Below are 21,414 nucleotides of genomic sequence, written 5' to 3' on the forward strand. Positions count from 1 at the left end.
GACTTCCACCTGCGGGCGCCACGGGTCATAGCTTGCGCAGTGCAGCATGCCGGTGCCATCATCCGCGCCATGCAAACCGTCGCCTCCATCCTCTGGCGCAGGCTCGATGTACCCGGCCACGACGCCTGCCGCCTCGAACGCAATGCCTCGGCCTGGCAACTCGATGGTGCGGCCGTGTTCCGGCTGGAAGACGGCCGCAACGGCCAGTTGCACTACCGCGTGCGATGCGACCTGCACTGGCACACCCAATGGGGCACGGTGCGTGGCTGGCTCGGCGATTCGGCCGTCGACCTGTCGATCGCCCGCGACGCGCACGGCCGCTGGAAGCTCAACGACGAGGCGGTGCCCGACCTGTCGCACTGCGTCGACCTCGACCTGGGCTTCACGCCCGCCACCAACCTGCTGCAGCTGCGCCGGCTCAACCTCGCGAAGGGTGAGGGCGCCGACGCGCCGGCGGCCTGGGTCGACCTCGACGGCGGCGGCGTGATGAGCGAGCTGATGCAGCGCTACGAGCGGCGCAGCGACACCGAATATGCCTACGAGGCGAAGCGCTTCGACTATGCGGCGACGCTGGGTGTGACGGAAGACAGTTTCGTGCGCGACTATCCGCGGCTCTGGGTCGCCGAAAAGTAAGGCCGCCCGGGTGTCGTCGTCAGCTGGCGAAACGCCTGCGGTATTCCACGAGGCTCACGCCCAGGCGGCGGCCGAATGCGCGCCTGAAGCCGTCCACGTTCGCATAGCCCACCGCGTCGGCCAGCCGCTTGGCCGGCAGGTCTGATTCCTCGGCCATGCGGCGGGCGGCGTCGATCCTCGCATTCTCGACAAACTCCGCCGGCGTGGTTCCGGTTTCGTCGCGGAAGATGCGCGCGAAGTTCCGCTCGCTCATGCCGGCGCGCAAGGCGAGGGCCGGCACGGAGAGGTCGTCCTTGAGGTTTGCGAGCACATGGTCCTGCACCTCGCGCATGCTGGAGCGCTCCGAGGTCTGTGCCGCCAGGTGGGCGCTGAACTGGCTTTGGCCGCCGGGCCGCTTGAGGAACATCACCAACTGGCGCGCCACGCTCAGCGCGAGGTCGCGGCCGTGGTCTTCCTCCACCATGGCCAGCGCGAGGTCCATGCCGGCCGTGACCCCGGCGGAGGTGAAGAGCTGGCCGTCCCTCACGTAGATCGCATCCGACTCGACGGTGGCGAGCGGGTAGTCCGAAGCGAGTCGGCCGGCGAGCTTCCAGTGGGTGGCCACGCGCTTGCCGTCGAGCAGCCCGGTGGCGGCCAGCACGAAGGCGCCGCTGCACACCGAGCCGTAGCGCCGCACGGTGCGCGCCTGGCGCCGCAGCCAGTCCTGCAGCTGCGTGTCGGTCGCCATGTCCTCCACGCGGGGGCTGCCCGCGACGAGCAGGGTGTCGATGGCGCCGCGATGCGTGGCCACCGTGGAATCGACGCCCAGCCGCAGCCCGCCGCTGCTCTTGAGCATGCCTTCGCCGGTGGCTATCACCTGGACGTGATAGGCGCGCCGGTCGCCCAGCTGCTGCGATGCCTCGGCGAAGACGTCGGCAGGCCCGGCCACGTCGAGCAGCTGGAAACGGGGAAAAGCGAGGATGGCGACGCGCATGGCAGACAAGGCCCCGGGATTGGCGGAAAACGCCGTGAGTTGGCAGAAACGACGGTTGGAGTCTGGCGGAAAATACACACTAATGCAAATTCAGCCAAGGACGACAACATGCAAAACCAGGTTCTGAATCCTTCCTCCCCGGTGATTTCATCGATCGCGCCGGTTGCGCCGCGTGCGGAAGCCTCCGTGCGCAACCTCCCGGTCAACCTGTTCGCCTCGGTGATGGGGCTTTCCGGACTGGCCCTCGCATGGCGGCTCGCGCACGACAGCCTGGGTGCGCCGGCCATCGTCGGCGAGGCCGTCGGGGCGTTCGCGCTGGGCGTCTTCGTGCTCATCTCGGTGGGCTACCTGACAAAGCTCGTGAGGCACCCGCAGGCGGTGCAGGCGGAATTCCTTCACCCCGTCGCGGGCAACTTCTTCGGCACCATCGCGATTTCCATCCTGCTGCTGTCGGCCGTCGTGGCGCCGTACAGCGCGCCCCTGGCGCACCTCGCGTGGACCGTGGGGCTGCTCGCGACCCTGGTGCTGAGCTTCGTCGGCCTGTCGAGGCTGCTGAAGGGGCAGGTGGATGCCTCGCTCGCCGTGCCGGCCTGGATCCTCCCGGGCGTGGCCACGCTCGACATTCCCGTCACCGGCGCGCACATGCCGATGGCATGGGCGCCTGAACTCAATCTGGCCGCCAGCGCGATCGGCGCGGTGCTGGCGCTCGTGCTCTTCACGATGATCATCGGCCGGCTGGTGCATCGCGACCCGCTCGCTCCCGCCATGGAACCGTCGCTGATGATCCTGGTGGCGCCCTTTGCGGTGGGCTTTCTCGCGTACACCAACATCGTCGGCGAGATCGACCGCTTTGCCTCGCTGCTCTTCTACTTCGGCCTCTTCATGTTCGCGGTGGTCGCGCCGAAGGTGTTCCGTCGCGGCGCCACGTTCTCGCCGAGCTGGTGGGCGATCGGTTTCCCGGTGGCCGCGCTCGCCAACGCCGCGCTGAAGTACGCCGGGTCGCGCGCGAGCGAGCCGCTCTGGGTGATTGCCGTGGCGCTGCTGGTCGTGCTCAACCTGGCGCTGGCGGTTCTCACGGTGAAGACCGTGCGGCTTGCGCTCAACGGGAAGCTGTTCGCCTGAGCCTCAGGCAGATGCGTTCGCCCCGCGCGCAACGACCATCCAGCAGGCCGCAGTCAGGCGGACCTCGTCGCCATGCACATAGGGCTCGAAGGCGGCGCGCACCGTGTCGATGACCTGCGCGCGCGTGCGCTCGTCCGCCTGCTGGAGGGCGAGGCCGACGGGACCGAGCCGGCTCAGGTAGACGGGCAGCGCCGTCTCGGGCAGCGTGCAGGGCACGTCGATGGGCTGGATGTCGACGCCGGCCCAACCGCTCTCTTCGAGGATCGCCTGGACCCGCTGCCTGTCCGCGAAGGCGAACTGGCCTGGCGCGTCCGGCCGGCGGGCAGGGAGGTTCGGCAGCAGCGGCGCGGCGGCGCGCTCCGCGGTCGTCATGAACGGGTTCTCCGCCGCACTGCGCCAGGCGATGAACCGCAGCTCGGCGCCTTCTCTCGCGGCCCGCAGCAGGTTCGCGAAGGCCTGCACGGGGTCGTCGAAGAACATGACGCCGAAGCGCGACATGATGCGGTCGAAGCTCGCGGGCTCCAACGCGTGGGTCTGCGCATTGGCGCAGATGAAGCGTGCCGGCGTGCCTTCGCGTTCGGCGCGGATCCGGGCGGCGGCGATCATCGGCTCCGAGATGTCGATGCCGACACAGCCGCCTTCGCTGCCGTGCCGCCGCGCGATGGCGAGCGTGGTGCTGCCGGTGCCGCAGCCAACGTCGAGCACGCGGCTCGCGGGGTTGGCGCACGCCGCTTCGACGAGCAGGTCTTCGAGCGGCTGGAACAGATGGTCGAGCGTGGCCTGCGCGTCGACCCAGGCGCGCCCGGCCAGGCCGTTCCAGAGTCTGGCCTGTTCGTCGCCGGGCGGTTGTGTGGCTTCCATGGTCGTTTCCTTTTGCTTGCCTTCAGGAGGCGGAAACCGCACTATGCAAGTTCAAGTCGACTTGAGGTCAAGAGGGTGATAGGAGGGCGATGAAGCATCTGGATATTGGCGAGGTCGCGCAACGCTCCGGCGTGCCCGCCTCGACACTGCGCTACTACGACGAAAAAGGCCTCATCGCCTCCACGGGCAGGCAGGGCCTGCGCCGCTTGTTCGATCCCGGCGTGCTGGAGCGGCTTGCGCTGATCGCGCTGGGGCGCGCCGCCGGCTTTTCGCTGGACGAGATCGCGCGCATGTTCGGGGCCGACGGGCAGCCGCGCATCGACCGGCTGATGCTCACGGCCAAGGCGGACGAACTGGACCGCACGATCCGCAGCCTGAGCGCCATGCGCGACGGCCTGCGGCACGCCGCCGTGTGCCGCGCGCCCAGCCACATGGAATGCCCGACCTTTCGCCGCATCCTCGGGGCTGCGGCGTCCGGGGCTATCGGGGGGCGAAGAAAGAAGGCCTTGAAGTAGTCAGGCCGCGTTTGCCATCAGCGACAGGTCGCGCGCCGCCTGCAGCATCAGCTCCCGCGCGCGGTCCAGCGACGGGATCGCGTGGCGGTCGATGCGCCGGATGTACGGCGTGGTGAGCACCGCCAGCGCATGCCCGTGCGGGCCGAAGATGGGACACGAGATGTCGATCACGCCGAAGTACTGCAGGCTCTCGCGCTGCCGGTAGCCCGTGGCGCGCACGGCTTCCAGCATGTGCTCCAGCTCGTCGGGCGGAATCTGCACCTCGCCGTCGAGCGCCACGTGCTCGGCCACCATCTGCCGGCGCCGCTCGTCCGATTCGCAGGCCAGCAGCACCTGGCCCGAACCGGTGTCGAGCAGGTTCACGCGCGTGCCGGGCCGCACCGTCATGCTGCTCGCGGCCGGGCTGTTGACCTGCGCCACGATCTGCACGTTGCCCCGGTCGTACACGCCCAGGTGGCAGGACTGCTCGGCTTCCTTCACGTAGCGGTCCATCACCGGCAGCGCCTGCGTGACCAGACGGTGGCTTGGCGGGTAGCGGTGCGCCAGATCGAACATCTTCAGGCTCAGGCTGTAGCGGTCGCCGGCGAGCGAACGCAGCACGTACTGCCGCGCCACCAGCCGTTCGAGCATGCGGTAGATCTCGCTCGGGCCGCGGTCCAGCGCTTTCACGATCTCGCCGCGCGTCAGGCCCTCGGGCTGGTCCGCCAGCAGTTCGAGGATGTCCAGCCCCTTGTCGAGCGCGGGTGCGCGGTAGCGGTCCTGGTCTTCGGTCGGCTTTCTCAAGATGTCTGGATGGATAGATTTGTTCACTTATGAATTTCAACAGCAGACCTGACTTTTTGCAAGCTTAGTTCTACGGGTAAGCACCCATCAACTGGGCTTGACGTCAAAAGTTCGTCTGTAAATACTCTGTTCACAAATGGACGAAGAGGCAAGACATCCGGCAGTGCACTTGCTGCCCGCGACCCACATGATCAAGCGCATCGACTCGCATCAGCATTTCTGGCGGCCCGCGCGCGGCGACTACGCGTGGCTGCGTGCGGACGTGCCCGCGCTGGCGCCGCTGGTGCGCGACTTCCTGCCCGGGCATCTCGCGCCGCTGCTGCAAGCACATGGCATCGGGCGGACCGTGCTGGTGCAGGCGGCCGACTCGGAAGCCGAAACGGATTTCATGCTCGAACTGGCCGCTGCGCACGACGTGGTTGGCGGCGTCGTCGGCTGGGTCGACCTGAGCCGGGCCGAGTCCGTCGCATCGCTCGAGCGAATGGCGGCGCACCCCAAGTTCAAGGGCGTGCGGCCGATGCTGCAAGACCTGCCCCAAGACGACTGGATCGCGCGCACGCCGCACCCCGACGTGTTGCGGGCCATGGTGCGCCTGGGCCTGCGCTTCGATGCGCTCGTGACGCCGCGGCACCTGGCGCCGCTGCTGCAGTTCCTGCGCGAATGGCCGCAACTGCCGGTGGTGATCGACCATGCGGCCAAGCCGCCCGTGGGCAGCGCCGATGGCGAAGTCATCGCTGCGTGGCGCCGTCAGATGCGAGAGATCGCCGCGCTGCCGCAGGTCTGCTGCAAGTTCTCCGGCCTCTGGACCGAGGCGCCGCCCTCCATGCACCGCGATGCGGATGTCCTCACCTACGCCGTGCGACCGCTGTGGGAGCACCTGCTCGAATGCTTCGGCCCCGATCGCCTCATGTGGGGCAGCGACTGGCCCGTGCTCACGCTGGCCGGCGACTACGCGGGCTGGATCGCCCTCAGCGAGGCCTGCATCGGCAGCCTCGCGCCCGGCGAACAGGCCCATGTGTGGCACGGCACCGCGCAGCGCTTCTACAACCTGCCATTGCATCGGGAAAACACATGACGCAACCCATCGTCGTCCTGCGCGACCTGAGCAAGTCCTTCGCCGGCGTGCGCGCGCTCGACAAGGCGCAGTTCGACCTGCTGCCCGGCGAGGTGCATGCACTCATGGGCGAGAACGGCGCGGGCAAGTCCACGCTGATGAAGGTGCTGGCGGGCGTCTACCGCAAGGACTCGGGCGAAGTGCTGCTCGACGGCCAGCCCGTGGACATCGCGAGCCCGCGCGCCGCGCAGGCGCTGGGCATCGGCATCATCCATCAGGAGCTCAACCTGATGAACCACCTGAGCGCCGCGCAGAACATCTTCATCGGCCGCGAGCCGCGCGGGCGCCTGGGCCTCTTCATCGACGAGGAAGCGATGTGCGCCGAGACGCAGCGCATCTTCGAGCGCATGAACCTGCGCCTGGACCCGCGCACGCCCGTCGGCGAGCTCACCGTGGCCAGGCAGCAGATGGTGGAGATCGCCAAGGCGCTGTCCTTCGACTCGCGCGTGCTCATCATGGACGAGCCCACCGCCGCGCTGAACAACGAAGAGGTGGCCGACCTGTTCCGCATCATCGGCCAGCTCAAATCGCAGGGCGTGGCCATCGTCTACATCTCGCACAAGATGGACGAACTCAAGCGCATCGCCGACCGCGTGACCGTGATGCGCGACGGCCAGTACATCGCCACCGTGCCGATGGCGGCAACGCCGATGGACTCGCTCATCGCGATGATGGTGGGCCGCCAGCTCACCGAGGTGGAGAACGACTTTCCCGACACCGCGGGCAACGAGATCGTGCTCGAGGCGCGGGGCATCACGCGCGGCACGATGGTGCGCAACGCGAGCTTCGTGCTGCGCCGCGGCGAGATCCTCGGCTTCGCGGGCCTCATGGGCGCGGGCCGCACCGAACTCGCGCGCGCCGTGTTCGGCGCCGACCGCATCGACGCAGGCGAGGTTTTCGTGCACGGCAAGAAGGTGCACATCAAATCGCCCGAAGACGCGGTGGCTCACGGCATCGGCTACCTGTCGGAAGACCGCAAGCACTTCGGCCTGGCCACCGGCATGGACGTCGAGACCAACATCGCGCTGCCGAGCATGAAGAAGTTCTTGTCGATGGGCCTGTTCATCGACCAGGGCGCCATCGAGGCGGCCGGCGAGCGCTATGTGAAGCAGCTCAGCATCAAGACCCCCTCGGTGCGCCAGCAGGTGCGGCTGCTGTCGGGCGGCAACCAGCAGAAGATCGTGATCGCCAAGTGGCTGCTGCGCGACTGCGGCGTGCTGTTCTTCGACGAGCCCACGCGCGGCATCGACGTGGGCGCCAAGGCCGAGATCTATCGCCTGCTCAACGAGCTGGCCGCGCAGGGCAAGGCCATCGTGATCATCTCTTCGGAGTTGCCCGAGATATTGCGCGTGAGCCACCGCGTGCTCGTGATGTGCGAAGGCCGCATCACCGGCGAACTTGGGGGGCGCGAAGCCTCGCAGGAAAAGATCATGCAGCTCGCCACCCGGCGCGAAGCTGCCGCCACCGCATGACGACTGGAGACAACCCTTGACGACCCCCACCGCTACCACCGCCGCGACGACCACCGATGCACCGGGCTTCTCGCTGAAGGCGCGGCTCTTTCGGCCCGCCACGCGGCAGAAGCTGCTGGCCTTCGCCAGCCTCATTGCGCTGATGGTGTTCTTCAGCTTCGCGTCGCCGCAGTTCCTGCAGACCGACAACCTCGTGAGCATCCTGCAGTCGACCGCCGTGAACGGCGTGCTCGCCATCGCCTGCACCTTCGTCATCATCACCGCGGGCATCGACCTCTCGGTGGGCACGCTGATGACCTTCTGCGCCGTCATGGCCGGCGTGGTGCTCACCTACATGGGCATGCCGCTCGCGCTCGGCATCGCGGCCGCGATCTTCTTCGGTGCGCTGGCCGGCTTCGTCTCGGGCGTGCTGATCGCCAAGCTCAAGATCCCGCCCTTCATCGCGACGCTGGGCATGATGATGCTGCTCAAGGGCCTGTCGCTCGTGATCTCGGGCACCAAGCCGATCTACTTCAACGACACGCCGGACTTCCCGGCGATCTCGCAGGATTCGCTCATCGGCTACTTCATTCCGTCGCTGCCCATTCCGAATGCGGTGCTGATCCTGTTCGTGGTGGCGATCGCCGCGAGCATCCTGCTCAACAAGACCATCTTCGGGCGCTACACCTTCGCGCTCGGCAGCAACGAGGAGGCGGTGCGCCTGTCGGGCGTGAATACCGACTTCTGGAAGATCGTGGTCTACACGGTGAGTGGCGGCATCTGCGGCATCGCGGGGCTGCTGATCGCCTCGCGGCTGAACTCCGCACAGCCCGCGCTCGGGCAGGGCTACGAGCTCGATGCGATTGCGGCCGTGGTCATCGGCGGCACCTCGCTCAGCGGCGGCACCGGCACCATCGTCGGCACGATCATCGGCGCCTTCATCATGAGCGTGCTGACCAACGGCCTGCGCATTCTCTCGGTCGCGCAGGAATGGCAGACGGTGGTCACGGGCGTGATCATCATCCTGGCCGTGTACGCCGACATCCTGCGCCGCCGCAGCAGCAGCAAGCAGTGACCCACCCGGATTTCCACAACCACAGGAGACTTCGCATGATCCAGAGAAGAGCAGTCGCAACCACGCTCGGTGCAGCCCTCATCGGCCTGTCGGGATTCGCACAGGCACAGCAGGCGCAGGAGATCTACATCCCGCTCGTGTCCAAGGGCTTCCAGCACCAGTTCTGGCAGGCCGTGAAGTCGGGCGCGGAGCAGGCTGCCAAAGACCTGAAGGTGAAGGTCAGCTTCGAAGGCCCCGAGACCGAGGCCATGGTCGACAAGCAGATCGACATGCTCTCGGCCGCGCTCGCCAAGAAGCCGCAGGCCATCGGCTTCGCCGCGCTCGACAGCCAGGCCGCCATTCCGCTGCTGAAGAAGGCGCAGGCCGCGAAGATCCCGGTGGTGGCGTTCGACTCGGGCGTGGACAGCGACATTCCCGTGACCACCACCACCACCGACAACAAGGCGGCCGCCGCGCTCGCCGCCGACAAGATGGCCGAGCTGATCGGCAAGAGCGGCGAAGTCGCGCTGGTGGTGCACGACCAGACCAGCCGCACCGGCGTCGACCGGCGCGACGGCTTCGTGAACCGCATCAAGTCGACCTATCCGAACATCAAGATCGTGAGCGTGCAGTACGGTGGTGGCGACCAGCTGAAGTCGACCGAAATCACCAAGTCGATCCTGCAGGCTTCGCCCAACATCAAGGGCATCTTCGGCGCCAACGAAGGCTCCGCCATCGGCGTGGTCAATGGCGTGAAGGAAATGAAGCGTAACGGCAAGGTCGTGATCATCGGCTACGACTCGGGCAAGCAGCAGAAGAACGCGATTCTTGACGGCAGCATGGCCGGTGCCATCACGCAGAACCCCGTGGGCATGGGCTACAAGACGGTCGAGATGGCGGTGAAGGCCATCAAGGGCGAGAAGCTCCCGAAGGTGGTCGACACGGGCTTCTACTGGTACGACAAGACCAACATCGCCGACCCGAAGATCGCTTCGGTGCTGTACGACTGATCGCCTGCCCGCGAAGACCCCATGACCATCGTTCGCTCCATGCGCGTGCTCGACGTGCGCTTCCCGACCTCGCAGCATCTGGACGGCTCCGATGCGATGAACCCCGACCCGGACTACTCCGCGGCGTACGTCGTGCTCGAGACCGACCAGCCGGGGCTCGAAGGCCACGGCCTCACATTCACCATCGGCCGCGGCAACGAGATCTGCTGCGCGGCCATCGAGGCGATGCGCCATCTGGTCGTGGGGCTCGACCTGGCGTGGGTGGCCGAGGACATGGGGCGCTTCTGGCGCCACGTCACTTCCGACAGCCAGCTGCGATGGATCGGTCCCGACAAGGGCGCGATCCATCTGGCCACCGGCGCCGTGGTCAATGCGATATGGGACCTGTGGGCCAAGTCCGAAGGCAAGCCCGTGTGGCAGCTCGTGGCCGACATGAGCCCCGAGGAACTTGTGCGCTGCATCGACTTCCGCTACATCACCGACTGCATCGGGCCCGATGAAGCACTGGCGCTGCTGCGCGAGGCCGCCGTCGGCAAGGCCGAACGCATCGCCACGCTGAAGGCCGAGGGCTACCCCTGCTACACCACCTCGGCCGGCTGGCTCGGCTACTCCGACGAGAAGCTGCGGCAACTCGCGCAGGAGGCGGTCGATGCGGGCTTCAACCACATCAAGCTCAAGGTGGGGCGCGACCTGCAGGACGACATCCGCCGCCTGCGCGTGGCGCGCGAGGTGCTCGGGCCCGAGCGGCACCTGATGATCGACGCCAACCAGGTCTGGGAGGTCGGCCAGGCCATCGACTGGGTGCGGCAGCTGGCGTTTGCCAGGCCGTGGTTCATCGAGGAGCCCACCAGCCCCGACGACGTGGAAGGCCATCGCAAGATCCGCGAAGGCATCGCGCCGGTGAAGGTGGCCACGGGCGAGATGTGCCAGAACCGCATCATGTTCAAGCAGTTCATCATGCGCGGCGGCATCGACGTGGTGCAGATCGACGCGTGCCGGCTCGGTGGTGTGAACGAGATCCTCGCGGTGATGCTGATGGCCGCGAAGTACAAGCTGCCGGTGTGCCCGCATGCCGGCGGCGTGGGGCTGTGCGAATACGTGCAGCACCTGTCGATGATCGACTACCTCTGCATCTCGGGCACGCGCGAAGGCCGCGTGGTCGAGTACGTGGACCATTTGCACGAGCACTTCGTCGAGCCCTGCGAGATCCGCAACGCGGCATACATGCCGCCAAAGGGCGCGGGCTTCTCGATCACGATGAAGCCGCAGTCGCTCGAGCAATACCGTTTCCGCGGGTAAGCGGAAAAAAAGAAAGGCACCGCGCAATATGGACCTGAATCTGAAAGACAAGGTGGTGATCGTCACAGGTGGTGGCAGCGGCATCGGCGCGGCCATTTCGATGACGCTGGCGCAGGAGGGCGCGGTGCCGGTGATCTGCGGGAAGAATCCGCTCGACGCACCGTTCGAGGAGGCATTGCGCGCCTTGCAGCCACGCGCGCGCTTCTTCCAGTTCGAGCTGATGGAAGAGGCCGCCTGTGCCAAGGCCATTGCCGACACCGCCGCGGAGTTCGGCCGCATCGACGGCCTGGTCAACAACGCGGGCGTGAACGACAGCGTGGGGCTGGAGGCGGGGCGCGAAGCCTTCGTCGGTTCACTCGAACGCAACCTCGTCCACTGCTACGTGATGGCGCACTATTGCCTGCCGCACCTGAAGGCGAGCCGCGGCGCGATCGTCAACGTCTCATCGAAGACGGCGGTGACCGGGCAGGGCAACACGAGCGGCTACACGGCGGCCAAGGGCGCGCAGCTGTCGCTCACGCGCGAGTGGGCCGCTTCGCTGTTGGAAAACGGGGTTCGCGTGAACGCGGTGATTCCGGCCGAGGTGATGACGCCGCTGTATCAACGGTGGATTTCGGCATTCGACGAACCCGATCGAAAGCTCGCCGAGATCACCGACAAGATTCCGCTCGGCCGCCGCATGACGACGCCGCAGGAGATTGCAGACAACGTCGTGTTCCTGCTGTCGGAGCGGGCCTCGCATACCACCGGGCAGTGGGTGTTCGTGGATGGCGGGTATACGCACCTGGACCGGGCACTGACCTGATCTATTTCCTGATTTGACTGGAGCGACCGATGCGCCATTTCCTGGCTCTCGATTTGAAAGACGATCCTGCATTGATCGCCGAATACGAGGCTTATCACCGCGACATCTGGCCAGAGGTGCGAGCGCATCTGCATGCGCACGGCGTAACGGGAATGGAGATCTACCGGCTCGGCACGCGGATGGTGATGTCGATGGAAACGGACGATGCGCGCTACGACGCCCGGACCATGGCGCTTGCCACGCAGAACAATCCAAAGATCAGGGAATGGGAAGAATTGATGTGGAAATTCCAGGCGCCCACGCCCTGGACTCCCGAAGGAGAAAAGTGGACGGAGATGGCCAGGATCTTCTCGCTGTAATCAAAAGATTCAAGTTTGGATTCCTCCGAAATTAATAATCTTTCCCGTTGTTTACATTTGGTCGGCACAATGCCGCCATGCCAAATATTGCATCCATCCTTAAATCCGAAATCTCCCGCGTCGCCCGCAAGGAAGTCCGCGCGGAAATCGAAACCCTCAAGAAGGCATCCGTCCAACACCGGTCCGCCATTGCCGCGCTGCGCCGGCAGGTGATTGCGCTGGAAAAGGAATTGCGCAACGTTGCCAAGGGCACCGCCCGCAGTGCACGTGCAAGCGAGCCCGAAGAAGCGGGCGAAGGCGAGCCTAAGCGCAGGTTCAGCGCTGGCCGGTTGGCTGCGCATCGCACGAAGCTGGGTATTTCCGCCGCGTCTTATGGACAGCTGGTGGGTGTGTCCGGCCAGACCATCTACCACTGGGAACAGGGCAAGGCCCGCCCGAGGGCTGCGCAGCTGGAGAGCCTGGCTGCCGTGCGCGGGATGGGACGGCAGGAAGTGGCGCAGCGGCTGGAATCCAAATAGCTGCCGGGCCCCTTCTTCGGAGCTCGGCAGTTCGCGGTCACCGGCTAAGCTTCAGGGGCAGCAGGTGTAATCATTGCCGGGGGCTCAGAAAGTGCCCGGCAGCAGGATGCTCGAATCGACCTCGTCGATGTTCGTGCGGCCACAGAAGGCCATCGTGATGTCGAGCTCCTTGTGGATGATCTGCAGCGCGCGCATCACGCCTTCCTGCCCGTAGGCGCCAAGGCCGTACAGGAAGCTGCGGCCGACCATGGTGCCGCGGGCGCCCAGCGCGCGGGCCTTGAGCACGTCCTGTCCGCTGCGGATGCCGCCGTCCATCCACACCTCGATCTCGCTGCCCACGGCCTCGACGATGGCCGGCAGCGCGGCGATGGACGAAGGCGCGCCGTCGAGCTGGCGGCCGCCGTGGTTCGACACGATGAGGGCATCGGCGCCACTGCTCGCCGCGAGGCGCGCGTCTTCCACGTCCATGATGCCCTTGAGGACCAGCTTGCCGCCCCAGAGCTTCTTGATCCACTCGACGTCCGCCCAGCTCAGCGCCGGGTCGAACTGCTCGGCGGTCCACGACGACAGCGACGACAGGTCTTTCACGCCCTTGGCATGGCCCGCGATGTTGCCGAAGGTGCGGCGCTTGGTGCCCAGCATGCCCATGCACCAGCGCGGCTTGGTTGCGAGGTCGATCAGGTTCTTGATGGTGGGCTTGGGCGGCGCGGTCAGGCCGTTCTTGATGTCCTTGTGGCGCTGGCCGAGGATCTGCAGGTCGAGCGTGAGCTGCAGCGCCGACACGTTGGCGGCGCGGGCGCGTTCGATCAGGCGCTCGATGAAGTCGCGGTCCTTCATCACGTAGAGCTGGAACCAGAACGGATGCCGGCCGGTGTTCTCTGCGATGTCCTCGAGCGAGCAGATGCTCATCGTCGACAGCGTGAACGGAATGCCGAAGGCCTTGGCCGCGCGCGCGCCGAGGATCTCGCCGTCGGCGTGCTGCATGCCGGTGAGGCCGGTGGGCGCGATGGCCACGGGCATGGCCACCTCTTCGCCGATCATGGTGCTGCGGGTGGAGCGACCCTCCATGTTCACGGCCACGCGCTGGCGCAGCTTGATCCTCTGGAAGTCGCTCTCGTTGGCGCGGTAGGTGCCCTCGGTCCAGGCGCCGGAGTCGGCGTAGTCGTAGAACATCTTCGGCACGCGCCGCTTGGCGATCACCCGCAGGTCTTCGATGCTGGTGATCTTGGAAAGGTCGGACACGGGCTGTCTCCTGAACGGTTCTTGTGGGCGGGTGGACGGGGGCGAACCGGCCATTATCTTCAGTCGCCTCGACACGCCATCTGAAAAAAGCCGGCTCCGCAACTGAAAATAATTCAGTTCATTCGCGCAGCGCCTCGCGCAGCCATTCGACGAAGGTCGCGCATTCCCGGCGCTCCATCGCGCCGGGCCGCCAGCACAGGAAGTAGGCGTTGGGCGAGGGCACGCTGCGCGGCGACAGCCGCACGAGCCGCCCGCTGTCCAGCCATGCGCTGCCCAGCCGCAGGTGCATCAGCACCACGCCGAAGTCTTCGGCCGCTGCGTCGAGCGCCAGCCCCAGGTCGTTGAACTGGTGGCCCGTGGCCGGCTCGGGCAGGCCCACGCCGCAGGCCTTGAACCACGTGCGCCACGACTCCAGCGGCGTGCGCAGCAGTTGTGCGCGCGACACCTCGGCGTCGGTGGCAAAGCCGTCGAAGGGGCCGTGGCGCTTCAGGTAGGCGGGGCTGCACACCGGCGAGACCTCGTCGGCCAGCAGCTGGAAAAATTCGCGGTCGTGAAAGGGCCCGGTGCCGAAGCGCAGCTCGATGTCGGCCTCCTCGACCGTGGTGTTGCGCACCGGCGTGGTCACCTGCAGCATCAGTTCGATGTTCGGATACGCATCGCGAAACCGTGCGAGCCGCGGCAGCAGCATCTGGCGCGAGAAGGTCGGCGTGACCGCCACGCGCAGCCGCCGCACCTGCGACTCGGGCTCGCGGCCGGGCACCTGCTGCAGCGCTGCAATGGCCTCGCGCACGCGCGCCAGGTAGGCCATGCCGTCGGCGCTGAGGCCGAAGTCGCTGCCCACGAAGAACTTGAGGCCCAGCAGCAGTTCGAGCTGGCGGATGCGGTGGCTCACCGCGCTGGGCGTCACGCTGAGTTCTTCGGCGGCGAGGTTCACGCTGCGCAGGCGAGCGACGGCCTCGAAGGCCTGCAGGCCCTGGGTCGAGGGGAGACGCGGAGAAACCATCTTTTGTGGGCGAAGGGAGCGGGTTGGATGGTAGCGAACGCTTCCGGCTTCACGGCGATGGTCGCGAAGTGATCGAATCGCCCAGCGCCTGAAGCAGCCGGCGCAGGTCGCCGACTGCTTCGCGCGCCACCGCCGCATCGCCCATCTGCGCCTTGACGATGGCGCCATCGACACCCAGCGCCGCTGCCTGGGCGATGGCCATGCGCCGCGGCCCTCCAAGCGCTTCCGGCAGCAGGCCGGCGATCACCTCGACCATCTCGCGCTTGTGCCCGCGCGCGATGTCGCTGGCGCCCGCCACGCTCGTGCCCACCTCCACCACCGAGTTGATGAACGCGCAGCCGCGGAACACCGGGTCGGCGAACCACTCGGCCATGACGTCGGCCAGCATCTCCAGTGCCTGACCGTCGCCGATGCGCCGCTGCGCCCCGCGGCGGCCTAGCGCATCGACGAACCACGCCATCCACAGGCCGTGCCGGTGGTCGAGAAAGGCGCGCACCAGGTCGTCCTTCGACGGGAAGTGCCGGTAGAAGGTAACCTTGGTGACGCCCGAGGCGGCAATGACGCGGTCGATGCCGGTGGCGCGGATGCCGTCTGCGTAGAAGAGGTCGTGCGCGGTGAGCAGGATGCGCTCGCGCGCGGGCGGTGCGGAGATGTCCATGGCGCGATTGTAGGCATGTAGACAGGTCTGTCTACATGTGGCACATTGCGGCGCATTTCCTTCATCACAGTACTGAGAGACCTCCATGGAATCCCGCCCACCGCTGCCGCCCTTCACCCTCGAAACCGCGACGAAGAAAGTCCAGGCCGCCGAAGACGCCTGGAACTCGCGCGACCCCGTGCGCGTGAGTCTGGCCTACACGCCCGACACCGAGTGGCGCAACCGCGCTGAATTCGTCAACGGCCGCGAGCAGGTGGTGGAGTTCCTGTCGCGCAAGTGGGCGCGCGAACTGGACTATCGGCTGAAGAAGCAGCTGTGGGCCTTCACGGACAACCGTATCGCGGTGCGCTTCGAGTACGAATGGCACGACGCCGCGGGCCAGTGGTATCGCAGCCATGGCAACGAGAACTGGGAGTTCGCGGAGAACGGGCTGATGCAGCGGCGCTTTGCGAGCATCAACGATCAGACCATTGCGGAGTCGGAGCGCAAGTTCCACTGGGCACGTTGACCGTGCCTTGCTCCTTCCCCCTCCGGGGGAAGGTTGGGATGGGGGCAGGCCTTCGAACAGGCGCCATGCTTTCTCTGAGGCCGCTGCCCCCACCCCAACCCTCCCCCGGAAGGGGAGGGAGCAAGATCCCGGCACGCCTGTTGCTTGCCCGAGCCCTTTCAACAGGAGACCGCATGAACCGCAACGACGTCACAGAAAAAATCATCACCGTCAAGGTAAGCAAGGGCATCCAGTGGGCCGACGTGGCCAGGAAGGTCGGCCTCTCGAAAGAGTGGACAACCGCCGCCTGCCTCGGCCAGATGACACTCGACGAGAAGCAGGCCAAGGTCGTCGGCAAGATCTTCGGCCTCACGCCGGAAGAGCAGAAGTGGCTGCAGGTGGTGCCCTACAAGGGCTCGCTGCCCACGCCCGTGCCGACCGACCCGCTCATCTACCGCTGGTACGAGGTGGTGAGCGTGTACGGCACCACCATCAAGGAACTGATCCACGAGGAATTCGGCGACGGCATCATGAGCGCCATCGACTTCAGCATGGACATCCAGCGCCAGGCCGATCCCAAGGGCGACCGCGTCAACGTGGTGCTGTCGGGCAAGTTCCTGCCTTACAAGACCTACTGAACGTACACCGCAGGGTGCGGCCTCTGCGCGCCTGCCGGCCGCATCGTGCGGGCCGCGATGCCGTAGCCCTCGATGGCCCCGGCGATCGAGCGGGCCACCGCATCCACGGGCACCGCGATGCGCCGGTTGGTGCGCATGCGCTCCCGGGTGTACGTGGCGGCGATGCGCTCGGCCAGCGGGTCGCCAGGGCCGTTCACATCGGGGCTCACCACCGTCACATGCAGGCGGCCGGCATGCTCCTGCCGCAGACCCTCGGAGACCGCGTTCACCGCGTACTGCGTGCCGTGGTACACGGCCGAACTCGGCGACAGGCCCTGCATCGCCACGGGCGCGACGTTCACGATGTGGCCCCAGCCTTGCTCCTGCATCGTCGGCAGCACGGCCGCGATGCCGAGCAGCACGCCGCGCAGGTTCACGTCGATCATGAGCTCCCACTCCTCGATCTTGCGGTTCCACAGCGGCGACATCGGCATCACGCCCGCGGCGTTGACGAGCACGTCGATCTGCTCGTGCGTCTCGAGGGCGAACTCGGCGAAGGCTTCCATGTCGGGCCGGTGCGTCACGTCGAGCCGCTGGAAGCTCGCCGTGCCGCCCGTGGCCTCGATCTCGGCCACCAGCGCCGCAAGCCGGTCGGTACGGCGCGCGCCCAGCACCACCTTGGCGCCGCGCCGCGCGAGCAGCCGCGCGGTTGCTTCGCCGATGCCGCTGCTCGCGCCGGTGATGAGAACGACTTTTTCCTGGATTGCGCTCATGATGAAACTCCTCGTGCTGGTCGGTTGCCGTGGGGCGCACACAGAAGAGGGTGCACCGGGCATGAAGAGAAGTTTCGCGTCCGAGGGCCCCGAGGCGGTATCCGAATCGAACTCGGTTTTTGCCTGATCCTGCAAAACGTGGGGGCGCTCGGTCAGGCCGCGAGGATCTCGACCTTGGGCCAGCGTCGCGCGAACTGCTTCTGCTCCACGCGCTGCCGGTACGTCGCGGCATCCGCGCGCGCGGGGTTGTGCCGAACGCGCAGCCCGAACAGATCTTCCAGGCCGTGCGGCGCCAGCACGCGGATCGAGTCGTCGGCAGCCAGGGACACACCGACGCAGGTCGCGAACTCCGGCCATGTCGAAATGCCTTCCTCCAGCGAGGACAGCGGCGCCACGGCCTGTCCAAGGCTTTCCCGGAACCAGTGATGCACATGCGCCTGGTTGGTCACTTCCCAGCGATGCGCCGGCATCCGCATCGACAGCTGTTTCTGCAGGGCGGCCTCGCCGAGCCGCGGCGGCTCGTTGGCATCGAAGTACACGACGTCAATGTCTTCCAGGGCCGTGGGCTCGCTGAATCCGTGAAGCGAATCCCAGACCAGGCTGCGCACTGCCCCCGCACCGATGCACCACGCGCCGAGGTCCAGCTCGCGCACCGCCGCCAAGGCGGCCATGAGATAGGGGGCGCCGCGCACCAGTTCGATGAGGCGCTGCGCGTGGCCAGGTGAAGAGGTGCGATGCATGGGCCGGCGACTGTAGCTCACCGCGGCGTGCGCGCCAGTTGTTGGTGCATCTTGAGCCGAACCCAAAAAGCGAGGATGCTCGGCCGATGGACAACAACCCCGATCCCTCGAGGCGCCCGCAGATCTACCTCGCGGGACCGGACGTCTTTCGTCCGGACGCGAGAGGCCATTTCGTTCGGCTCGCCGCGGCCTGCGAAGCACTCGGCCTCTGCGCACTGCTGCCGGCCGACGGCAACGAGGAGCCTGCACCCGAAGCTCCGGAAATGCAGATCTACAAGGCCAACATGCAGCGCCTTCGCAGCGCCGATGGTGTCGTCGCCAACCTCGCCTGCTTCAGGGGGCTGGAGCCCGACTCCGGCACGGTGTTCGAGGTGGGCGCGGCGGTCGCGCTCGGGATTCCGGTGGTGGCCTACGGGGTGCCCGAGGGGAGCTATGCGGACCGCGCGCGGGCGGCATTGTCGTGCGAGAAGGATTCGGGCGGCGTGCTGCGCGAGCATGGCACCGGCATCGCCGTCGAAGACTTCGGCCAGCAATTGAACCTGATGCTGGCCTGCTCGATCCACATCGAGCCGACGCCGGAAGCGGCACTGCAAAGAATGGCTGCGTTGCTTGCCACCGCAGACCCGCAATAGGGGCACCGCGGGGACTTCTGGCTCATCTGTGAGGCGTCTGTCCGGCGGACGGCTACTTCCTGCAGTCGCCGCCGACGGACACGGTGCCGTCTTTGCACTCGGTGAGCATCGGCTCGCCCGGCGTGGGTGCCGGGGCCGAGCCTGAGCCGGACGCGGGACCGGGCCCGACGTCCTTCAGGTAAACGATCTTCTTGCTGCCGAGTTCGCAGCTGCCCACCACCTGCCCGTTTGCCGACGCATTGGCATCGACGACGGTGACGGTGAAGCGCGCCACGCCGGCCGCGGCGATCTTCGATTCGATGCGGGTGCGCAGGGCCTCGCAGTCCTCGGCCCCCTGAGCCGCAGCCGCGCCAGCCAGCAGGGCCAGCGCGGCGGGGAGCATCGTGAGCCAAGGCTTCATGGCTGCCACCCGCTCGATGCCCGTCAGCCCTGGGCCGACGCCAGCGCCGCGTTGAGCGTGGCGCTCGGGCGCATCACGGCTTCGAACTTGGCGGGGTCCGCCAGGTAGTAGCCGCCGATGTCCGCGGGCTTGCCCTGCACGGCGGCGAGTTCGTCGACGATCTTCTGCTCGTTGCTGGCGAGCGTGCCGGCCAGCTTCACGAACTGGGCCTGCAGTTCCTTGTCTTCCGTCTGTGCGGCCAGTTCCTGCGCCCAGTACATGGCCAGGTAGAACTGGCTGCCGCGGTTGTCGAGCTGGCCTGTCTTGGGCGACGGGTTCTTGTTGTTGTCCAGCAGCTTGCCGGTGGCGGTGTCCAGCGTCTTGGCCAGGATGGCGGCTTTCTTGTTGCCGGTCTTCAGGCCCAGGTCTTCCAGGCTCACGGCCAGCGCGAGGAATTCGCCCAGCGAGTCCCAGCGCAGGTGGTTTTCTTCCACCAGCTGCTGCACGTGCTTGGGGGCCGAGCCGCCCGCGCCGGTCTCGTACAGGCCGCCGCCCGCCATCAACGGCACGATCGACAGCATCTTGGCCGAGGTGCCCAGCTCCATGATAGGGAACAGGTCGGTCAGGTAGTCGCGCAGGATGTTGCCGGTGGCACTGATGGTGTCCAGGCCGCGCACGACGCGCTCCAGCGTGTAGCGCATGGCGCGCACCTGGCTCATGATCTGGATGTCCAGGCCCGAGGTGTTGTGCTCGTGCAGGTACATCTTGACCTTGGTGATCAGCTGCGCCTCGTGCGGGCGGTAGGCGTCCAGCCAGAACACCACCGGCATGCCCGAGTTGCGCGCACGGGTGACGGCCAGCTTCACCCAGTCGCGGATCGCGGCGTCCTTGACCTGGCACATGCGCCAGATGTCGCCTTGTTCCACGTCCTCGCTCATCAGCACTTCGCCCGTGTCCAGGTCGGTGATGTTGGCGACGCCGTCCTCCGGAATCTCGAAGGTCTTGTCGTGCGAGCCGTATTCCTCGGCCTTCTGGGCCATGAGGCCCACGTTGGGCACCGTGCCCATGGTCTTGGGATCGAAGGCGCCGTGCCACTTGCAGAAGTTGATGATCTCCTGGTAGATGCGGGCGAAGGTCGATTCGGGCATCACGGCCTTGACGTCCTTCAGGCGGCCGTCGGCACCCCACATCTTGCCGCCGTTGCGGATCATCGCGGGCATGGAGGCGTCCACGATGACGTCGTTGGGCGAGTGGAAGTTGGTGATGCCCTTGGCCGAGTCGACCATGGCCAGCTCGGGACGGTTCTCGTGGCAGGCGTGCAGGTCGCGCTTGATCTCGTCCTGCGTGCTCTGGGGCAGCGTGGCGATCTTGGTGTAGAGATCGACCATGCCGTTGTTGACGTTGATGCCGAGCTCGTCGAACAGCTTGCCGTGTTTCTCGAAGGCTTCCTTGTAGAAGATCTTCACGCAGTGGCCGAACACGATGGGGTGCGAGACCTTCATCATGGTGGCCTTGACGTGCAGCGAGAACATCACGCCGGTCTTGCGCGCGTCCTCGATTTCCTTTTCATAGAAGGCCAGCAGCGCCTTCTTGCTCATGAACATGGAGTCGATGACCTCGCGGTCCAGCAGCGCGATCTTGGGCTTGAGCACGATGGTCTTGCCGCTCTTGGCGATAAGTTCCATCTTCACGTTGCGCGCGCGGTCCAGGGTCATGGACTTCTCGCCGTGATAGAAGTCGCCGCCGTGCATGTGCGAGACGTGCGAGCGCGAGGCCTGGCTCCAGTCGGCCATGCTGTGCGGGTTCTTGCGCGCGTATTCCTTCACGGCATTGGGCGCGCGGCGGTCGGAATTGCCCTCGCGCAGCACCGGGTTCACGGCGCTGCCGGTGCACTTGTTGTAGCGCGCGCGGATGTCCTTGTCCTCGTCCGTGGTCGGGTTCTCGGGGTAGTCGGGGATCTTGTAGCCCTTGCCCTGCAGTTCCTTGATGGCCGCCTTGAGCTGCGACACCGAGGCGCTGATGTTGGGCAGCTTGATGATGTTGGCGTCGGCCCGGAGCGTGAGCTTGCCCAGTTCGGCGAGGTTGTCCGGCACTTTCTGGTCGTCGCTCAGCAGCTCGGGGAACTCACCCAGGATGCGGGCCGCCACGGAGATGTCGCTGGTGGCGACGTTGATGCCGGCCGGGTTGGTGAAGGCGCGGATGATGGGCAGAAACGCGTAGGTCGCCAGCAGGGGCGCCTCGTCGGTGAGGGTGTAGACGATGGTGGGTTGCTTCGAGCTCATGCGCTTGCTTCCGTAGATCCTGGGTTGTCGGGTTGGCTGGAACTTCCGGCGAAAGGCTTTTTCGACGGAATCCCCGATTGTCGCCGGACAGGGAAGGGTTCGGC

At 66.6% G+C, this 21,414-nt stretch carries 24 protein-coding genes; 14 read left to right on the forward strand and 10 right to left on the reverse strand.

Annotated elements, in window-relative coordinates:
• The first annotated feature begins 69 nt into the window (after positions 1-69).
• Positions 70-633, forward strand: coding sequence for a putative glycolipid-binding domain-containing protein (locus ASC92_RS02245; protein WP_056511785.1), 564 nt, complete (start codon positions 70-72; stop codon positions 631-633).
• 19 nt (positions 634-652) lie between these two features.
• Here the strand turns inward: ASC92_RS02245 and ASC92_RS02250 are convergent, their stop codons facing one another.
• Positions 653-1,606 (reverse strand): GlxA family transcriptional regulator, encoded by a 954-nt coding sequence (locus tag ASC92_RS02250; RefSeq protein WP_056509890.1) that lies wholly within the window; start codon positions 1,604-1,606, stop codon positions 653-655.
• A 108-nt stretch (positions 1,607-1,714) separates the two neighbouring features.
• Between ASC92_RS02250 and ASC92_RS02255 the strand changes: the two genes are divergently transcribed.
• Positions 1,715-2,728: an SLAC1 anion channel family protein gene (locus ASC92_RS02255; protein WP_056509891.1), complete on the forward strand. Its 1,014-nt coding sequence runs from the start codon at positions 1,715-1,717 to the stop codon at positions 2,726-2,728.
• Positions 2,729-2,731: 3 nt separating this feature from the next.
• On the opposite strand, the gene ASC92_RS02260 is transcribed toward ASC92_RS02255, so the two are convergent.
• Complete coding sequence (locus tag ASC92_RS02260) at positions 2,732-3,589, reverse strand: class I SAM-dependent methyltransferase (RefSeq protein WP_056509893.1); 858 nt, start codon at positions 3,587-3,589, stop codon at positions 2,732-2,734.
• A gap of 89 nt (positions 3,590-3,678) precedes the next feature.
• Between ASC92_RS02260 and ASC92_RS02265 the strand changes: the two genes are divergently transcribed.
• Positions 3,679-4,104 carry a helix-turn-helix domain-containing protein gene (locus tag ASC92_RS02265; protein WP_056509895.1) on the forward strand — a complete coding sequence of 142 codons (426 nt, stop codon included), beginning with the start codon at positions 3,679-3,681 and terminating at the stop codon, positions 4,102-4,104.
• Here ASC92_RS02265 and ASC92_RS02270 read toward each other — a convergent pair whose 3' ends face one another.
• The gene (locus ASC92_RS02270) at positions 4,105-4,887 is read right to left on the reverse strand and encodes an IclR family transcriptional regulator (RefSeq protein WP_056509897.1); all 783 of its coding nucleotides are present in this window, start codon (positions 4,885-4,887) and stop codon (positions 4,105-4,107) included. It abuts the gene before it with no gap.
• A 187-nt stretch (positions 4,888-5,074) separates the two neighbouring features.
• On the opposite strand from ASC92_RS02270, the gene ASC92_RS02275 reads away from it, so the two are divergent.
• From ASC92_RS02275 to ASC92_RS02310, 8 genes are all read left to right on the forward strand, one after another.
• Entirely contained in the window at positions 5,075-5,962 is an 888-nt protein-coding gene (locus ASC92_RS02275; protein WP_056509900.1) for an amidohydrolase family protein, read from the forward strand.
• Positions 5,959-7,473, forward strand: coding sequence for a sugar ABC transporter ATP-binding protein (locus tag ASC92_RS02280; RefSeq protein WP_056509902.1), 1,515 nt, complete (start codon positions 5,959-5,961; stop codon positions 7,471-7,473). Before ASC92_RS02275 ends, ASC92_RS02280 begins: the two co-directional genes overlap by 4 nt.
• A 16-nt stretch (positions 7,474-7,489) precedes the next feature.
• Positions 7,490-8,527: an ABC transporter permease gene (locus tag ASC92_RS02285; RefSeq protein ID WP_056509904.1), complete on the forward strand. Its 1,038-nt coding sequence runs from the start codon at positions 7,490-7,492 to the stop codon at positions 8,525-8,527.
• 35 nt (positions 8,528-8,562) lie between these two features.
• On the forward strand, positions 8,563-9,516 hold the full coding sequence (locus ASC92_RS02290; RefSeq protein WP_056509906.1) for an ABC transporter substrate-binding protein: 954 nt from the start codon (positions 8,563-8,565) through the stop codon (positions 9,514-9,516).
• Positions 9,517-9,537: 21 nt separating this feature from the next.
• On the forward strand, positions 9,538-10,815 hold the full coding sequence (locus ASC92_RS02295) for an L-fuconate dehydratase (RefSeq protein WP_056509908.1): 1,278 nt from the start codon (positions 9,538-9,540) through the stop codon (positions 10,813-10,815).
• Positions 10,816-10,843: 28 nt separating this feature from the next.
• Positions 10,844-11,620 carry an SDR family oxidoreductase gene (locus ASC92_RS02300; RefSeq protein ID WP_056509910.1) on the forward strand — a complete coding sequence of 259 codons (777 nt, stop codon included), beginning with the start codon at positions 10,844-10,846 and terminating at the stop codon, positions 11,618-11,620.
• Positions 11,621-11,649: 29 nt separating this feature from the next.
• Complete coding sequence (locus tag ASC92_RS02305) at positions 11,650-11,979, forward strand: L-rhamnose mutarotase (RefSeq protein ID WP_056509912.1); 330 nt, start codon at positions 11,650-11,652, stop codon at positions 11,977-11,979.
• A 77-nt stretch (positions 11,980-12,056) separates the two neighbouring features.
• Entirely contained in the window at positions 12,057-12,497 is a 441-nt protein-coding gene (locus ASC92_RS02310; protein WP_056509914.1) for a helix-turn-helix domain-containing protein, read from the forward strand.
• Positions 12,498-12,581: 84 nt separating this feature from the next.
• Here ASC92_RS02310 and ASC92_RS02315 read toward each other — a convergent pair whose 3' ends face one another.
• From ASC92_RS02315 to ASC92_RS02325, 3 genes are all read right to left on the reverse strand, one after another.
• Positions 12,582-13,739, reverse strand: a complete 1,158-nt coding sequence (locus ASC92_RS02315; RefSeq protein ID WP_056509916.1) for an alpha-hydroxy acid oxidase — start codon at positions 13,737-13,739, stop codon at positions 12,582-12,584.
• Between the two features lie 118 nt (positions 13,740-13,857).
• The gene (locus ASC92_RS02320) at positions 13,858-14,742 is read right to left on the reverse strand and encodes a LysR substrate-binding domain-containing protein (protein WP_056509918.1); all 885 of its coding nucleotides are present in this window, start codon (positions 14,740-14,742) and stop codon (positions 13,858-13,860) included.
• 49 nt (positions 14,743-14,791) lie between these two features.
• A complete protein-coding gene (locus tag ASC92_RS02325; RefSeq protein ID WP_056509920.1) occupies positions 14,792-15,400 on the reverse strand; it encodes a TetR/AcrR family transcriptional regulator in 609 nt (202 codons plus the stop codon).
• 85 nt (positions 15,401-15,485) lie between these two features.
• On the opposite strand from ASC92_RS02325, the gene ASC92_RS02330 reads away from it, so the two are divergent.
• The gene (locus ASC92_RS02330; RefSeq protein ID WP_056509922.1) at positions 15,486-15,908 is read left to right on the forward strand and encodes a DUF1348 family protein; all 423 of its coding nucleotides are present in this window, start codon (positions 15,486-15,488) and stop codon (positions 15,906-15,908) included.
• A gap of 173 nt (positions 15,909-16,081) precedes the next feature.
• The gene (gene cynS, locus ASC92_RS02335; RefSeq protein WP_056509924.1) at positions 16,082-16,525 is read left to right on the forward strand and encodes a cyanase; all 444 of its coding nucleotides are present in this window, start codon (positions 16,082-16,084) and stop codon (positions 16,523-16,525) included.
• On the opposite strand, the gene ASC92_RS02340 is transcribed toward cynS, so the two are convergent.
• Together ASC92_RS02340 and ASC92_RS02345 are read right to left on the reverse strand one after the other, a co-directional pair.
• Entirely contained in the window at positions 16,519-17,277 is a 759-nt protein-coding gene (locus tag ASC92_RS02340; RefSeq protein ID WP_056509926.1) for an SDR family oxidoreductase, read from the reverse strand. The genes cynS and ASC92_RS02340 overlap by 7 nt on opposite strands.
• 152 nt (positions 17,278-17,429) lie before the next feature.
• Positions 17,430-18,017, reverse strand: a complete 588-nt coding sequence (locus ASC92_RS02345) for a nucleotidyltransferase family protein (RefSeq protein WP_200935931.1) — start codon at positions 18,015-18,017, stop codon at positions 17,430-17,432.
• A gap of 86 nt (positions 18,018-18,103) precedes the next feature.
• Here ASC92_RS02345 and ASC92_RS02350 point away from each other — a divergent pair, with 86 nt between their 5' ends.
• A complete protein-coding gene (locus ASC92_RS02350; protein ID WP_056509928.1) occupies positions 18,104-18,649 on the forward strand; it encodes a nucleoside 2-deoxyribosyltransferase in 546 nt (181 codons plus the stop codon).
• A 52-nt stretch (positions 18,650-18,701) separates the two neighbouring features.
• Here the strand turns inward: ASC92_RS02350 and ASC92_RS02355 are convergent, their stop codons facing one another.
• The gene (locus ASC92_RS02355) at positions 18,702-19,049 is read right to left on the reverse strand and encodes a DUF1161 domain-containing protein (RefSeq protein ID WP_056509929.1); all 348 of its coding nucleotides are present in this window, start codon (positions 19,047-19,049) and stop codon (positions 18,702-18,704) included.
• Between the two features lie 23 nt (positions 19,050-19,072).
• Complete coding sequence (locus ASC92_RS02360) at positions 19,073-21,310, reverse strand: NADP-dependent isocitrate dehydrogenase (protein ID WP_056509932.1); 2,238 nt, start codon at positions 21,308-21,310, stop codon at positions 19,073-19,075.
• Between the last annotated feature and the right edge of the window lie 104 nt (positions 21,311-21,414).

The sequence above is a fragment of the Variovorax sp. Root411 genome, from assembly GCF_001425205.1.
Taxonomy (GTDB): Bacteria; Pseudomonadota; Gammaproteobacteria; order Burkholderiales; family Burkholderiaceae_C; genus Variovorax.

Bases quoted from the DNA above. Each gene is read 5' to 3' on its own strand.
- ASC92_RS02245 (WP_056511785.1), top strand. From the start codon at position 70: ATGCAAACCGTCGCCTCCATCCTCTGGCGCAGGCTCGATGTACCCGGC.
- ASC92_RS02250 (WP_056509890.1), bottom strand. From the start codon at position 1,606: ATGCGCGTCGCCATCCTCGCTTTTCCCCGTTTCCAGCTGCTCGACGTG.
- ASC92_RS02255 (WP_056509891.1), top strand. From the start codon at position 1,715: ATGCAAAACCAGGTTCTGAATCCTTCCTCCCCGGTGATTTCATCGATC.
- ASC92_RS02260 (WP_056509893.1), bottom strand. From the start codon at position 3,589: ATGGAAGCCACACAACCGCCCGGCGACGAACAGGCCAGACTCTGGAAC.
- ASC92_RS02265 (WP_056509895.1), top strand. From the start codon at position 3,679: ATGAAGCATCTGGATATTGGCGAGGTCGCGCAACGCTCCGGCGTGCCC.
- ASC92_RS02275 (WP_056509900.1), top strand. From the start codon at position 5,075: ATGATCAAGCGCATCGACTCGCATCAGCATTTCTGGCGGCCCGCGCGC.
- ASC92_RS02280 (WP_056509902.1), top strand. From the start codon at position 5,959: ATGACGCAACCCATCGTCGTCCTGCGCGACCTGAGCAAGTCCTTCGCC.
- ASC92_RS02290 (WP_056509906.1), top strand. From the start codon at position 8,563: ATGATCCAGAGAAGAGCAGTCGCAACCACGCTCGGTGCAGCCCTCATC.
- ASC92_RS02295 (WP_056509908.1), top strand. From the start codon at position 9,538: ATGACCATCGTTCGCTCCATGCGCGTGCTCGACGTGCGCTTCCCGACC.
- ASC92_RS02300 (WP_056509910.1), top strand. From the start codon at position 10,844: ATGGACCTGAATCTGAAAGACAAGGTGGTGATCGTCACAGGTGGTGGC.
- ASC92_RS02305 (WP_056509912.1), top strand. From the start codon at position 11,650: ATGCGCCATTTCCTGGCTCTCGATTTGAAAGACGATCCTGCATTGATC.
- ASC92_RS02310 (WP_056509914.1), top strand. From the start codon at position 12,057: ATGCCAAATATTGCATCCATCCTTAAATCCGAAATCTCCCGCGTCGCC.
- ASC92_RS02320 (WP_056509918.1), bottom strand. From the start codon at position 14,742: ATGGTTTCTCCGCGTCTCCCCTCGACCCAGGGCCTGCAGGCCTTCGAG.
- ASC92_RS02325 (WP_056509920.1), bottom strand. From the start codon at position 15,400: ATGGACATCTCCGCACCGCCCGCGCGCGAGCGCATCCTGCTCACCGCG.
- ASC92_RS02330 (WP_056509922.1), top strand. From the start codon at position 15,486: ATGGAATCCCGCCCACCGCTGCCGCCCTTCACCCTCGAAACCGCGACG.
- cynS (WP_056509924.1), top strand. From the start codon at position 16,082: ATGAACCGCAACGACGTCACAGAAAAAATCATCACCGTCAAGGTAAGC.
- ASC92_RS02340 (WP_056509926.1), bottom strand. From the start codon at position 17,277: ATGAGCGCAATCCAGGAAAAAGTCGTTCTCATCACCGGCGCGAGCAGC.
- ASC92_RS02345 (WP_200935931.1), bottom strand. From the start codon at position 18,017: ATGCATCGCACCTCTTCACCTGGCCACGCGCAGCGCCTCATCGAACTG.
- ASC92_RS02350 (WP_056509928.1), top strand. From the start codon at position 18,104: ATGGACAACAACCCCGATCCCTCGAGGCGCCCGCAGATCTACCTCGCG.
- ASC92_RS02355 (WP_056509929.1), bottom strand. From the start codon at position 19,049: ATGAAGCCTTGGCTCACGATGCTCCCCGCCGCGCTGGCCCTGCTGGCT.
- ASC92_RS02360 (WP_056509932.1), bottom strand. From the start codon at position 21,310: ATGAGCTCGAAGCAACCCACCATCGTCTACACCCTCACCGACGAGGCG.